This window comes from Solwaraspora sp. WMMB762, from assembly GCF_049179115.1.
GTDB lineage: Bacteria > Actinomycetota > Actinomycetes > Mycobacteriales > Micromonosporaceae > Micromonospora_E.
On record NZ_JBMHMD010000001.1, the window covers coordinates 4869786 to 4882170 of the forward strand.

A 12385-nucleotide genomic window follows, 5' to 3' on the forward strand; every position below is an offset into this window, starting at 1 on the left:
GAATTTCTCGGATGCGGGTCGGGTCACCGGACCCGCCGCGCGATCCGGTCGGCGAGCGGCCGGGCCGCCGCGCCGCCGAGCCAGACCGCGACCAGCGCGCCCGCCAGGGTGCCGAGCGCGTAGCCTGCGGCCAGCCAGGGCCGTCCGGCGGCGAGCAGGTCGGCGACCTCCAGAGTCTGGACCGAGAAGGTGGTGAAGCCGCCGAGTACGCCGGCACCGAGAAACGGCCGGAGCAGCCGGTGCGGCTGGGGCACGGCGGTGACCACCCGCATCAGGACACCGATCAACGTACATCCGACGAAGTTGGTGACCAGGGTCGGCCAGGGCAGGCCATCCTCGGCCAGGCCCGGCCAGCTGGCGGCGATGCCGTAGCGGGCGGCCGCTCCGGCCGCGCCGCCGACAGCCACCGCGGCGAGGACCGCCGGTGCCGCCGACCCCCGGGGCATCACCGGTCGGGCCCGTACGCCGGCACCAGCCCGTCACGGTCCGGCGCGAACGCCCGCGCCGGCACCTCGGCGACCCGGAGCACAGGAACCCAGCTGAACAGGGCGACCGGGTAGAGCAGGTAGCCGAACCGGGTCGACGGCAGCAGCAGCGTCGCGGCCAGCAGGCCGAGGCCGCAGATCAGGGCCGCGGTGGCGGCGGTCCGCGGCGGCCGGCGGACCAGCCGTACCGCGATGGCGAATCCGGCGAGCAGCAGCAACCCGCTGGCGACGATCCGCCCGCCGGGCAACCAGGTGGCGATCAGCATGCCGGGCAGTGGCGAGGCCGCCGGGCTGGAGACCATGCCGGCACCGAGTGGGAAGCCGAGCACGTTGTGGATCAGCGCTGCGTGGTCGACCACTGCCACCGGCAGCAGGGCGAGCAGCGGCAGGGTGATCCCACCGGCCGCGACCCGGCCCACGGCCCGTCGACCACGGGTGGCGGCGTGGCAGAGCAGCACCAGCAGGACCGGCCAGGCGAACAGCTTGAGCGCGGCCGCCGCGCCGATGGCCGCCCCCGCCGCCGCGTACCGGCCGCTGGCGCAGAGCACCAGGGCGAGCAGGGCGAGGGCCAGCACCGGCAGGTCGTCGCCGCCGGTGCTCATGGCCAGCGCGGCGATCGGCAGTACGGTGCCGAGCTGAGCGGCGCGCACGAGTACCCGATCGCCGGCCGGGCCGGCCCGGCGGCGCGCCAGAGTGAGGGCCGCAGCCAGGGCGGCGAGGGTGGCGACGGCGAACCAGACCCGGGCATCGGTCCACCAACCGGTGCCGGCCAGCGCCCGGGGTAGCCCGAAGATCGCCATTCCGGGCTGGTACGGCAGGTACCCGAGTAGCCGTTCGTCCGCCGGCAGCGCCGCGATCTGCTGTTCGGACAGGTACGGGCTGCCGTCGGCGAGCAGCCGGGAGGCACCGCCGTCGTCGACCACGACCACCTCTTCCTGGGCCCGGTCGGTGCGGCCATCGGCTCGCTGCTCGGCCTGCCGGACCAGGGGCACCGCGACCACCGCCGCCCAGGTGACTCCGGTCAGCCACGCGCGGGCGACGCCGCCGGTCAGCCGCTGGCGGGTCGCGGCGCGCCGGACGACGAGTTGGCCGACCACGACGAGGGCGGCGGCCGCGTAGCCGACAACCGCGACGGCCCCCCAGGCCCGGTGCGGGGCGAGCGTGGAGGCGACCGCGGTGACCGCCGCGAAGACTGCGGAGAGCAGATAGAGGGCCAGGTCGCCGACGAGACCGTCGGCGCTCCGGTCCAGTTGCACCCAGCGGCGGGTGGCGACGGCCCGCCACCGCCGGGCCGGGCCAGCCGGGCGGCGCTGGCGAGCTGCGGGCCCGGCCGCCGTGACGGTCACGCCGGCAAGTCTGACAGAACGGTCAGGCTGGCAGGTGCGGTACCTTCTCGTTCCGGTGCCGTTGGCCTGCCCGGCGGGTCTGGTCGATGCGGACGACGGCGCCTTCGTCGTGCAGTGGACTGGCCAGGCTGCCGGGTCGGCCGCCGGATCCGCACTGCAGCGCGGTGAGCAGCCGGTGGGCCGGCATCGGCCGGGCGAACAGGTGTCCCTGACCGGCGGTGCAGCCGATCGTCCACAACGCGTGGCGCTGTGGCTCGCTCTCCACGCCCTCGGCGACGACGGCCAGGCCGAGGCTGCGGCCGAGGTCGACGGTCGACCGGATGACGGCGGCCGATTCGGAGGAGGTCTCCATGCTCATCACGAACGAACGCGCGATCTTGAGCTCGTGCACCGGGACCCGGGACAGCATGGACAGCGACGAGTAGCCGGTGCCGAACTCGTCCAGGGCGAGCCGTACCCCGGCGTCGCGCAGTTGGCCGAGCACCTGGTCGACGACTTCGAGCTGGCTGAGGGTAAGGGTCTCGGTCAGTTCCAGGATGAGCCGGTCGGGCGGGACGTCGTGGGCCTGCAACCGGGCCAGTACGGCACCGGGGAACCGCCGGTCGAGCAGGCTGCGCGGGGACAGGTTGACCGCGACCGGCAGGACGAAGCCGGATTCGTGCCAGGTGGCGGCGGCGATCAGGGACTGCTCCAGGACCGCGTCGGCGAACGCGGGGAGCAGACCGGAGCGCTCGACGGTCTCCAGGAAGCGCTTCGGGTCGAGACGGCCCCGGTCGGGGTGCTGCCAGCGGGCGAGCGCCTCGGCGGCGATCACCTCCCCGGTGCCGAGGTCGACGATCGGTTGGAAGTCGACGTTGAACTCGTGCTGGGCGACCGCCCGACGCAGGTCTCCGCCGAGCGCCAGCCGGCCGACGTCGGCGGTGTCCCGGCTGCGGGCGTAGACGGCGGTCCGGCCGCCGGATCGCTTCGCCTGGTACATCGCCACGTCGGCGCGGCGCAGCAGTTCGGCCATTCCGCCGCTGCCCGGTGCGACGGCGATGCCGCCACTGGCCTCGACGTTTATCCGCATGCCGTCGAGTTCCATCGGTTCACAGATCGCGGTGAGTAGCGCGTCCGCGCGGTGCGCGGCGATCGCGGGAGCCGGCAGCGTGGTCAGCAGTACGGCGAACTCGTCGCCGCCGAGCCGGGCCACCAGGTCACCGGGCTGCACGTTCGCGGACAGTCGCCGGGCGACCTGGATCAGCACCTTGTCGCCGGCGCCGTGGCCGAGCGTGTCGTTGATCTCCTTGAAGTGGTTGAGGTCGACGAGGAGCAGCGCGGTGATCCCGCCGGTGCGCCGTCGGCCGAGCAGTTCGGAGCCGTGCTCCATCAGCCGGCGCCGGTTCGCCAGCCCGGTCAGTTCGTCCTGTGCGGCCTCGCGGGCGTGCCGTTCGGCGTCCTGGTTCAGCTGCCGGTAGAGCGAGGCGTTGCGGACCGCCGTGCACAGTGCGGACGCGAAGGTACGCAGCGTGTAGTGCTCCCGGTCGGAGAACTTGACCGGGCCGGTCAGGCAGAGCCGCAGGGTGCCGACGCTGAGGGTGCTGCCCGGACCGGCGAGCGGTACGGCGATCACGGTCCGCATGTGCGGGGTGGGGGCGCTGCCGGTGGGGCCGTCGTACTGCACACCGTCGCTGTTGCCTTGGACCAGCCGGGCAGGTTCGTTGAGTTCGACCTCGACCCGGTCGGTGGAGAACAGGTCGGCGGCCTGCACCACCGCGATGGACAGCACCGCGTCGAGGTCGACGACGTTGAGCGCGTCGGTGGCCCGGGCGAGCCGCTGCCAGGCCTGCTGGTCGTCGCGGGCCCTGGCATGTCCGGCGTAGGCCAGGTGGATGCAGAGCACTACTGGTGGAATCGTCACCAGCAGCCACTGGTCCGCCTTGAGGATCAGCAGGATGGCGACGATCAACGGGAACCGGATCACCGCGCTGGAGATCCTGAGTCCGAGGTTGTGCCGGAAGATGGCGCACAGTCCGGTTCCGGTGTCGCGGGCAATGACCGGGATGGTGAGCACCTCGTCGAGCACGACCGCTACGACATAGGCGGTGACGAGCGGCCCGAAGAACGCCGCGCTGTAGATCGCCAGCTCCGGATCCCAGTTCAGCGTGTGTAGGACGGCGCCAGCGGCGGCGGCGACGAGCATGTTCTTCGCGACGGCGAAAGTCGCCTTTATCCGGGCGATTCGTTGCACGATCATCGCGAGGCCGACGCCCAGGCCGGTGCAGAGCACCACCAGGGTGGCGGGTGCCACCGCGAGTCCGACCAGGATGGCGACTTCACTCCAGGCGATGGCGTGGGCCGTCGACCGGATACGGACGCGCCATTTGACGGTGACCCCGACTGCGGCGAGGAAGACCAAGGCGGCGACGAGCGCCAATTCGTCGGGGGTGGTGACCAGCGACCCGGCGACGAGGTAGAGCGACGAGACGCCGACGGCCACCGCACAAACGGCGACGAGACCGACGAGCAGCACCAGCTGCCGATCGGTCTCGTTGTCGCGTCGAACCGTGCGGGTCACACCCGTTCCTGATCTTGTTGCGCTGCGTGGCCCGCAGAACTACTGCTCGTCATCGGTAGACGACAGTATCAGTACCATTCGTTGCTGCGCATGGTCTTCCCCTCCACTCGATTGGGCAGTTGGTGCTGCCGGCTCTTGCTGACAGGAGAACCATAGAGTTGCGATATGCCACTTGCATACGGATAAATGTCCATATGCGCATGATTAGTGAAGATGGCGGCGGTTTGTCACCGTTGGTTATTGATCGCCGACGGAATGCATTCGAACGGGTTCGCTCATAACCTTATGGATTCCTTAGGCGTGCACGATTTGAGGGCTGTAGTAGGTATCCGCGAAGGTGATCCGGGAAGTGCGGGTCGGTGGAGAAGTGGAAGGTGACATCCGGGCCGGCAGGTCGCCGGTACGACCGGCCTGATGCCAACTCTGCCGCCAACCGTGGCGGTCGAGCCAGGGCCGACTGGTCTGCTCGATAGGCTCGTTCAGGTGACCGAGGTACCGAACCTGACCCATGTCGATGAAACGGGCGCTGCGCGGATGGTGGACGTCACCGCCAAGCCGCCGACCGTCCGCCGTGCCGTGGCAGCGGGACGACTGCGTACCACCGGCGAGGTCGTCGAGTTGCTGCGCCGCGACGGCCTGCCCAAGGGCGACGCACTGGCCGTCGCCCGGATCGCCGGCATCATGGGTGCCAAGCGCACCCCCGACCTGGTCCCGCTGTGTCATCCGATCGCGCTGCACGGTGTGGTCGTCGACCTGGCGCTGACCGCGGACTCCATCGAGATCACCGCCACGGTGCGGACCGCTGACCGGACCGGGGTCGAGATGGAGGCCCTCACCTCGGTCGCCACCGCCGGGCTGACCCTGATCGACATGATCAAGGCGGTCGACCCGGCTGCGACGCTGGACGACGTCCGGGTGCTGTCCAAGGAAGGCGGCAAGACCGGCGACTGGCACCGTCCGGCGGACCGGTCGTGAGCCCGTACGCCCGGGTGGTGGTCGCCTCCAACCGCGCCGCCGCCGGCGTCTACTCCGACACCAGCGGTCCGCTGCTGGTGTCCGGTCTGCGTGACCTCGGCTGCCAGGTCGACGACCCGTTGGTCGTCGCCGACGGCGAACCGGTCACGCAGGCGCTGCGCCGGGCGGTCGCCGACGGGGTCCAGCTGGTCGTCACCAGCGGCGGTACCGGGATCACCCCTACCGACCGCACCCCGGAGGCGACCCGCTCGGTGCTCGACTACGAGATCCCGGGGATCGCCGAGGCGATCCGGGCGGTCAGCCGGTCGGCGGTGCCGACCGCTGCGCTGTCCCGGGGCATCGCCGGGGTGGCCGGTCGTACGTTGATCGTCAACCTGCCCGGCTCCACCGGCGGTGCCCGCGACGGCCTGGCCGTGCTCGGGCCGATCCTGCGCCACGCGCTCGACCAGCTGGCCGGCGGCGACCACCCCCGCGGCTGACACCACCGGCCCGGCTGACACCACCGGCACCCCCGGCCGCACCCGGCCAGCGGATAGGCTCGGTCGGTGAGCGCCGAACCGACGACCGGCAGGGCCGCCCCGGCCGCCGGGCACCCACCCGTCGACTGGGGGCAGGCCCGCGCCCTGGTGCACGCCGCCGGCCGGGCCGCCCGCCGCCCGGTGGTCCGGCTGCCGTTGCCACAGGCCGACGGGACCACCCTCGCCGCGCCGCTGACCACCCTGACCGACCTACCGGCCTTCCGTACCGCCAGCGTCGACGGCTGGGCGGTGCGCGGCGGCGCCCCGTGGCGGGTGGTGGGCCGGGTGCTGGCCGGCGGGGTGCCGCCGGAGCTGTCCGACGACGGCACCGCGGTGCAGATCGCCACCGGCGCGATGGTCCCCGCCGGGGCCACCAGTGTGCTGCGGGTCGAGGAGTCGACGCGCGACGACACCGGACTGGTACGCGGCGAGCCACGGCCGCAGCCGGAGTGGCGCTCGCCCGGCGAAGAGGCGTCGGCCGGCGAGGAACTGCTGCCGGCCGGTACGCCGGTCGACCCCGGGGTGATCGGCCTCGCCGCCTCCTGCGGCTACGACGACCTGCCGGTGTATCAGCGGATCCGGGCCGGCCTGCTGGTCTTCGGCGACGAACTGCTGACCACCGGGCCACCCGGCGCCGGTCGGGTGCGCGACGCGCTCGGCCCGGCGGTGCCCGGATGGCTGCGCCGGTACGGCTGCGAACTGCCTGCCGAGGCGGTGACCGGGCCGGTCGCCGACACCCTCGCCGCACACGTCGACGGGCTGCGGTCGGCGCTGGCCGGCGCCGATCTGGTCTGCACCACGGGCGGCACCATGCACGGCCCGGTGGACCACCTGCATCCGGCGCTGGCCGAGCTCGGTGCCGAGTACGTGGTCAACACGGTCGCGGTCCGACCCGGGTTCCCGATGCTGGTCGCCCGGGTGACCGGTGCCGACGGGCGGGACCGGTTCGTCGCCGGGCTGCCCGGCAACCCGCAGTCCGCGATCGTCGCCCTGGTGTCACTGGTCGCGCCGCTGCTCGCCGGGTTGCAGGGCAGGCCGCTGCCGACCCTGCCCCGGCACCGGCTGGGGGCGGCGGTGCCGGGTCGTGGTGACTTCACCCACCTTGCCCTGGTACGGGTCGATCCGGTGACCGGTACCGCGTACCCGCTGCGGCACGTCGGGTCGGCGATGCTGCGCGGGCTGGCTGCCGCCGCCGGCTTCGCGGTGATCCCGCCGGGCGGTAGCGGCCGCCCCGACGACGAGGTGCCCGTCGTACCGTTGCCACTGCTGCCCGGGGAGCGTCTGCCGTGACCGTTCCGACCACCCGACCTGTCGTTCTGGTGTCGGTGACCTCGCAACCGCTCGACCTGGCCGCCCACGAGGCGGCGGTCACCGACCCACGGGCCGGCGCGGTGGTGTCCTTTCAGGGCGTGGTCCGCGACCACGACCACGGCCGGTCGGTACTCAGCCTGGAGTACGAGGGCCATCCCAGCGCCGAGGACGTGCTGCGGGAGGTCGCCGACGAGGTGGCCGCCGATCCGGCGGTGCACGCCGTCGCCGTGTCGCACCGGCTGGGGCCGCTTGCCATCGGTGAAGTGGCCCTGGTGGCGGCGGTCAGCACCGCGCACCGGGCGGCGGCCTTCGCCGCCTGCGCCCGGCTCGTCGATGAGGCGAAGGCCCGGCTGCCGATCTGGAAGCGGCAGATTTTCGCCGATGGCACCGAGGAGTGGGTCAACTGCCCCTGACCTGACCGGAGGTTCGGGCGTCGGACTGCCCGGTGCCGGTCCGGGCGTCAGGAAGCCCGGTGCCGGTCGGAGCAGCCGGCTGGCGGTGCCGGATCTGCGGTCGCGGGTCGGTGTAGAACGCCGGCTCGGCTCCGGGCCGCCAGGGCAGCGCCGCGACGAGCGCGATCAGCGCCAGGGCGAGCGAGTTTTCCATCAGTACGCCGAACAGGCCGTCGTGGTAGTGCGAGACCTGTGGCAACTGGTGCTCGTACGGCCAGATCGGCGACACCAGGAAGAGCAGGTAGAGCGCGATCGCGGCGGTGGCGTGCCGCATCCCGGTGAGGGCGGGGAACCAGATCGGGGTTCGTAGCCCGGCCACGCCGCTGATGCCGGCACCAGTGGGCGGGTAGGTGCGCCGCGAGATCAGCCCCTTGCTGGCGCTGCGGCGCCGCAGCGCCGCGTCGGCCAGCACGATGATCGCCGGGATCACGAAGACCAGGTGGTGCGACCAGCTGATCGGGCTGATCACGTTGGCGGTGAGGCCGATCAGGGTGAACGCGGTCAACTCGTCGCCGTCCGCGTGGGCGTGAGCGGCCCGGGACAGCCCGAGCGCCAGCAGCAGCAGGGCGAACGAGATCCAGAGCAGGCCGGGGGTCTCCATCGAGTCGTAGAGCCGGGCCAGCAGGCCGGCCAGCGACTGGTTCGGGGTCATGTCCGACACCCCGACCCGGCCGGTGTCCCACAGCACCGAGGTGAAGTAGGCGGCCGACTCGTCGGCGGCGACGATCATCGCGCCGACGGTGACTGCGGCGGCGGTGCCGATCGCGGTGGTGGCCGCCCGCCACTGCCTGGTGATCAGCAGGTAGACGATGAACAGGGCGGGAGTCAGCTTGATCGAGCTGGCCAAACCGATGCCGGCGCCGGCCCAGATGCCGCTGAAGAAGATCCGGCGCAGTGGGCCGCCGGTGGCCAGCCGGTGCGGCGTGGGCGCGGCGCGCCAGCGCAACGCGACCAGGTCGGCGATGATCAGGCCGAACAGCAGCAGATTGACCTGCCCGTACCCGAGGGTTTCCCGGGACGGTTCGATGGCCACGGCGAGGGGCACCGCGAGACCGACGGTGAACCAGCGCGGCCAGCCGCAGCGGTCGGCGATCGGGCCGAGTAGCACCGCCAGCACGACGGTGAGGGCGGCGATACCGAATGCGACGTTGAGCCAGCCGGCGGTGATCATCGGAACCACCGCCATCGGCAGCATGGTGAGGCCGGCGAATGGTGGATAGGTGAAGCCCAGGGTGGTTTCCGGTGCGATGAATGCGTACAGGTCGCCGCCGTTGGCCCACCACATGATCGCGCCGTGGTAGATGCGCATGTCGAAGAAGTTGTACGGCCGGCCGAACATGCCGATCGCGTACCAGGCGGCGTAGCAGGCCAGCGCGACGAGGCCGAGCCGCACGAGCGTGCCGCGCTCGACGTCGCGAACCAGGCGGCTCAGTGGCGCGCGGCGACGGCTCAGTGGCGCGAGGCGACGGCTCAGTGGCGCCAGACGACGCCGACCCAGTGGGGCGAGACGACGGACCCGGGATCGGACGTCCGTCACCATGATCTACCCACCCCCGGTCGTTGAATGCAGAGTCTGCTCAGTGCCCGTCCGAGCCTAGAACGCAGCGGCGTCCGGGGGCGGGCGCGTTACCCTACCGTGTCCGATCCCACACTAGTTCGCGATATTTCCACCGCGTTAACGCTGTGTGCTGTGTTCTATCTCTTTCGTGGTTTTCGGTGCTCACTACGCACTGAAGTCCGATATTTACCGCCCTCGTTCGGGTCGTCGTTCGGCCGGATCTACAGGTCAGCCGGGCAGTCGCCGGGCGGTGGCGGCGGACCGGACCGCGATCCGGGCGTCCCGACGCGCCGAGTGCACCGCCCGCCGCACCGACCGTCGGCTCCGCCGCACCGAGCGCCGGCTCTGCCGGACGGCCCGGCTGGTCCGCCAACGTAGACCCGGCCGACCCTCAGTATCGGCCGCAGCGAGCAGCAGCCCGCCCAGAAGGCCCAGATTCTTGAGAAAGTGCACCTGATGGAGTTGTCGTTCGGTCGGTTCCGTCGCCGACCAGAATGGATGACCGGCCACCGTGGTGGGCACCAGCGAGGCCGCCAGTACCGCCGCGGCCGGCCGGGTCAGCCGACCGGTCGCCAACAGCAGGCCACCGGCGAGCTGGGTGGCACCGTGCAGCCGGACCAGACTCTCGGTGTCGGTCGGCAGTCGGGGCGCGGCCCGTTCGATCATCGGAGCGACCCGGTCGGTGACCGTCTTCGCCCGGTCGGCGTACTGCGCGGGGCTGGCCACCGCACGGGCGCCGCTGACGATGAAGATGCCGCTGAGCAGAGCGCGGGCAGTGGTGCGTACGGGTCTCATGCTCCTTGTCATACCCGGTTGGGCGGTCTGTTACCCGGCAAACCGGTGAGCTGTCGCATCGCGGCAAGGTTGCCGGGCCGCACCGGGCGTGGTCAACCGGGCTGGGTGCGCAGGTACCGGCCGAAGTGCGGCACGGTGAACGCGACCGTGCCGCGCTCACCCGAGTAAATCAGCCCCTTCTTGATCAGGGCATCCCGGGCCGGCGACAAGCTGGCCGGTTTCCGGCCGAGGGATCGGGCGATCTCGGCGGTCGGCACCGCCGGGTCGATGTCCGCCGTCGCCGCCGGGTCCAGTGGTCCATCGCTCGTTTCGTCGTGGTATCCCTGGACGGCCGGTGCCGGGCCGTCCCCCGGGGTCGCCGAGGCGAGCACGGCCATCGCCCGCATGTACTCGCGTTCCGCCGGGGTGGCCCGTTCGAACCGGGACCCGAAGAACCCGACCGCGAGTTCCGCTTCCGCCTCCGGCGCGGCGACCCGCACGTCGGCGGCGGTGATCGGCGAGCGCGGAGCATGGTCCCAGGTGGCCTTGCCGTAGGCCTGTACGAAGTACGGGTATCCGCCGGACTTGTCGTAGAGCAGGTCGAGCGCCTTCGCCTCGTACTCGACCTGCTCGCGGGCGGCCGGCGCGGTGAGCGCCTGGTCGGCGGCGACCCGGTCCAACCGGTCGATCCGCTGGTAGCGGAACAGTCGTTCGGAGTAGGACTTGGCGGCGGAGAGTACCGCCGGCAGGTGCGGCAGCCCGGCTCCGACGACGATCAGCGGCCCGCCGAGCTGCGACAACTCGTGACAGGCCGCACAGAGCGCGGAGACGTCGGTCGCGTCGACGTCCTGCATCTCGTCAATGAAAAGCGCGATCCCGGTGCCGACGTCGGTGGCCACCGCCGCAGCGTCGGTGAACAGCTCCACGAGGTCGATCTCGATGTCGCCGGAGTCGGCCCGCCCGGTCGCCGCCGGCACGTCGATGCCCGGCTGCCAGCGGTCGCGCAGCCGAGGCTGGGCGTTGCCACGTCCGCCGGCGGCCGGCGGGTTCGCGCGCAGCGCGAAGGCCTTCAGTACGCCGAGAAAGTCGTCGATCCGCTCGGGTGCCCGGTGCCGGGGCGCGAGCTCGCGTACCGCCATGTGTAGTGCGGCGGCAACCGGGCGGCGCAGCGACTGGTCCGGCCGGGCCTCGATCTTGCCGGTGCCCCAGAGCCGGGCGATGGCCTGCGAACGGAGCGCGTTGAGCAGGACGGTCTTGCCCACCCCGCGTAGGCCGGTGAGCATCAGGCTGCGCTCCGGCCGGCCCCGGGCGACGCGTTCCAGGACCACGTCGAAGACGTCGAGCTCGCGGCCGCGGCCGGCGAGTTCGGGTGGGCGTTGGCCGGCGCCGGGGGCGTACGGATTCCGGATCGGATCCATGTCTGGCACCGTATCGGGCCGTCTAGCGTCTGCGCTAGAACCGGGTATAGGTCCCGATCGTGTCGGCCGACGTCCGTCGACACCTCGGCCGACCCGCCCGCCGAGCCCCTGTCGGACCGTCGAGCAATGACTAGGGCTCTCTAGCGTGACAGCTAGAAAGCCCTAGTCATCGGTCGAGAGCGGTTCCCGGTCAGAGCTCCTTCATACAGAGCACGTAGTTGAGCAGCTGCTCACCGGTGTCGTGCGTGTAGGTGGTGTCGGTGTCCGGGTGGCCGAAGATCGGATCGTCACAGCGTTCCGTGTCGGTGGTCAGCGGAATGCGGGCCAGTACCTCGAAGGTGCCCGGATCGCAGGCAACCTTGCGCAGCACCGCGTCCTCGTCGGAACCGTCGTTGACCACACAGTCGCCGACCACGATCAGGTCGAGACTGCTGTCGGGCGGCGGCAGCGAACTGGAGTCCTCGCCCTGCTGATCGTCGGGCGCGCCGGTCGAAACGTCGACCGTCGGCAATTCCTCGCTGGCGGTCGAGGTGCCGCTGTCGGCCAACGCGAACAACCCGATCACACCGCAGCCGCAGAGCAGCAGCAACACCACCGCGCCGATCACCAGCCCGATGATGAGCCCGGTACGTGACTTCTTCGGCGGTGGGGCACCGGGCATCCCGGGCGGCGGCGGACCCCAACCCGGCGGCGGTGGCGGTGGGAAGCCACCACCCGATCCGGGCGGTGGCGGGTACCCACCGCCACCCGAGGTCGGCGGTGGTGGGTAGGCGCCGCCACCGGAAGTCGGCGGTGGGTAGCCGCCAGGCTGGTACGGCGAAGAGTAGGGCGTGGTCGGATCAGGGGCACCGGAGCCCGGAGGTGGGTAACCGGAGCCCGGAGGTGGGTAACCGGAACCAGGCGGCGGGTAACCGGACTGACCGGCGGGGTCGTCGGGCTGTCCCGGACCGGGGTAGCCCGGCGGACCGTAGCTGGACATGATCTCCCTAGC

At 71.8% G+C, this 12385-nt stretch carries 10 protein-coding genes and 1 pseudogene; 4 read left to right on the plus strand and 7 right to left on the minus strand.

What is annotated here, in order from left to right:
• Window positions 1-23: 23 nt before the first annotated feature.
• The 3 genes from ACN27J_RS21655 to ACN27J_RS21665 form a co-directional block, all read right to left on the minus strand.
• The gene (locus ACN27J_RS21655; RefSeq protein WP_421372370.1) at window positions 24-446 is read right to left on the minus strand and encodes a fluoride efflux transporter FluC; all 423 of its coding nucleotides are present in this window, start codon (window positions 444-446) and stop codon (window positions 24-26) included.
• Complete coding sequence (locus tag ACN27J_RS21660) at window positions 446-1741, minus strand: glycosyltransferase 87 family protein (protein WP_421372372.1); 1296 nt, start codon at window positions 1739-1741, stop codon at window positions 446-448. Before ACN27J_RS21660 ends, ACN27J_RS21655 begins: the two co-directional genes overlap by 1 nt.
• Before the next feature lie 112 nt (window positions 1742-1853).
• A complete protein-coding gene (locus ACN27J_RS21665) occupies window positions 1854-4388 on the minus strand; it encodes a putative bifunctional diguanylate cyclase/phosphodiesterase (RefSeq protein ID WP_421368963.1) in 2535 nt (844 codons plus the stop codon).
• Between the two features lie 483 nt (window positions 4389-4871).
• Here ACN27J_RS21665 and moaC point away from each other — a divergent pair, with 483 nt between their 5' ends.
• From moaC to ACN27J_RS21685, 4 genes are all read left to right on the plus strand, one after another.
• Entirely contained in the window at window positions 4872-5363 is a 492-nt protein-coding gene (gene moaC, locus ACN27J_RS21670; RefSeq protein ID WP_421368965.1) for a cyclic pyranopterin monophosphate synthase MoaC, read from the plus strand.
• A complete protein-coding gene (locus ACN27J_RS21675; RefSeq protein ID WP_421372374.1) occupies window positions 5336-5842 on the plus strand; it encodes a MogA/MoaB family molybdenum cofactor biosynthesis protein in 507 nt (168 codons plus the stop codon). The genes moaC and ACN27J_RS21675 overlap by 28 nt, the downstream gene beginning before the upstream one ends.
• Before the next feature lie 66 nt (window positions 5843-5908).
• Window positions 5909-7171: a molybdopterin molybdotransferase MoeA gene (locus tag ACN27J_RS21680; protein ID WP_421368968.1), complete on the plus strand. Its 1263-nt coding sequence runs from the start codon at window positions 5909-5911 to the stop codon at window positions 7169-7171.
• A complete protein-coding gene (locus ACN27J_RS21685) occupies window positions 7168-7605 on the plus strand; it encodes a molybdenum cofactor biosynthesis protein MoaE (RefSeq protein ID WP_421368971.1) in 438 nt (145 codons plus the stop codon). The genes ACN27J_RS21680 and ACN27J_RS21685 overlap by 4 nt, the downstream gene beginning before the upstream one ends.
• A gap of 52 nt (window positions 7606-7657) precedes the next feature.
• Here the strand turns inward: ACN27J_RS21685 and ACN27J_RS21690 are convergent.
• The 4 genes and pseudogenes from ACN27J_RS21690 to ACN27J_RS21705 all read right to left on the minus strand — a co-directional run.
• Window positions 7658-9184 (minus strand): annotated as a pseudogene (locus ACN27J_RS21690) (glycosyltransferase 87 family protein); the annotation flags it as partial.
• Between the two features lie 246 nt (window positions 9185-9430).
• Entirely contained in the window at window positions 9431-9997 is a 567-nt protein-coding gene (locus ACN27J_RS21695) for a DoxX family membrane protein (protein WP_421368974.1), read from the minus strand.
• Between the two features lie 92 nt (window positions 9998-10089).
• A complete protein-coding gene (locus tag ACN27J_RS21700; RefSeq protein ID WP_421368976.1) occupies window positions 10090-11394 on the minus strand; it encodes an ATP-binding protein in 1305 nt (434 codons plus the stop codon).
• A gap of 190 nt (window positions 11395-11584) precedes the next feature.
• Entirely contained in the window at window positions 11585-12373 is a 789-nt protein-coding gene (locus tag ACN27J_RS21705; RefSeq protein ID WP_421368979.1) for an LppU/SCO3897 family protein, read from the minus strand.
• Window positions 12374-12385: the final 12 nt, after the last annotated feature.